The 1,690-nt window shown below is 67.2% G+C and carries 1 protein-coding gene; it reads left to right on the plus strand.

Features of this window, described 5'->3' with window-relative positions; genetic code table 11:
• A partial coding sequence (acs, locus tag H0X95_RS35600) for an acetate--CoA ligase (protein ID WP_196446432.1) occupies positions 1-1,690 on the plus strand: 1,690 nt, incomplete at both ends.

Below are 1,690 nucleotides of genomic sequence, written 5' to 3' on the forward strand. Positions count from 1 at the left end.
CCATTTCCGGCATGCCGGCCTATCGCGCGCTCGTCGCCGAGGCCGAGCAGGATTACGAAGGCTTCTGGGCGCGTCTCGCGCGCGAAGGCCTCACGTGGCACAAGCCGTTCACGAAGGTGCTCGACGAGCGCAACGCGCCGTTCTACACCTGGTTCGACGACGGCGAGCTGAACGCGTCGTACAACTGTCTCGATCGTCACGTCGAAGCCGGCCACGGCGAGCGCGTCGCGGTGATCTTCGAGGCCGACGACGGCACCGTCACCCGCGTCACCTATGCCGATCTCCTCGCGCGCGTGTCGCGTTTCGCGAATGCGCTGAAGAAACGCGGGATCGGCAAGGGCGATCGCGTCGTCATCTACATTCCGATGTCGATCGAAGGCATCGTCGCGATGCAGGCCTGCGCGCGCATCGGCGCGACCCACTCGGTCGTGTTCGGCGGCTTCTCCGCGAAATCGCTGAACGAGCGGCTCGTCGACGTCGGCGCGGTCGCGCTGATCACCGCCGACGAGCAGGCGCGCGGCGGCAAGACGCTGCCGCTCAAGAGCATCGCCGACGAGGCGATCGCGCTGGGCGGCTGCGAAGCGGTCAAGAGCGTGATCGTCTATCGCCGCACCGGCGGCAAGATCGACTGGCATGCAGACCGCGACCTGTGGATGCACGAGTTGGTGGACGGCGAATCCGACCGCTGCGAGCCGACCTGGGTCGGCGCCGAGCATCCGCTGTTCATCCTGTATACGTCGGGCTCGACCGGCAAGCCGAAGGGCGTGCAGCACAGCACGGGCGGCTACCTGCTGTGGGCCGCGCAGACGATGAAGTGGACCTTCGACTGGAAACCCGACGACGTGTTCTGGTGCACGGCCGACATCGGCTGGGTCACGGGCCACACGTACATCACCTACGGCCCGCTCACATGCGGCGGCACGCAGGTCGTGTTCGAAGGCGTGCCGACGTATCCGGACGCCGGCCGCTTCTGGAAGATGATCGGCGATCACAAGGTCACCGTGTTCTACACCGCGCCGACCGCGATCCGTTCGCTGATCAAGGCGGCCGAAGCCGACGACAAGGTGCATCCGAAGAGCTATGACCTGTCGAGCCTGCGCATCATCGGCACGGTCGGCGAGCCGATCAATCCGGAAGCGTGGATGTGGTACCACAAGCACGTCGGCCACGAGCGCTGCCCGATCGTCGATACGTGGTGGCAGACCGAGACCGGCGGCCACATGATCACGCCGCTGCCGGGCGCCACGCCGACCGTGCCGGGTTCGTGCACGCTGCCGCTGCCGGGCATCACGGCCGCGGTGGTCGACGAGACGGGGCAGGACGTGCCGAACGGGCAAGGCGGCATTCTGGTCGTCAAGCGCCCGTGGCCCGCGATGATCCGCACGATCTGGGGCGATCCGGAGCGTTTCAAGAAGAGTTACTACCCGGAAGAACTCGGCGGCACGCTCTATCTGGCCGGCGACGGCACGGTGCGCGACAAGGAGACCGGCTACTTCACGATCATGGGCCGGATCGACGACGTGCTGAACGTGTCGGGCCACCGGCTCGGCACGATGGAGATCGAGTCGGCGCTGGTGTCGCATGAACTCGTGGCCGAGGCGGCGGTGGTCGGCCGTCCGGACGACACGACGGGCGAGGCGGTCGTGGCGTTCGTGGTGCTGAAGCGTTCGCGCCCGGAAGGCGACGAAGC

Source organism: Burkholderia sp. 9779_493, assembly GCF_015712215.1.
Classification (GTDB): Bacteria; Pseudomonadota; Gammaproteobacteria; order Burkholderiales; family Burkholderiaceae; genus Burkholderia; species Burkholderia cenocepacia.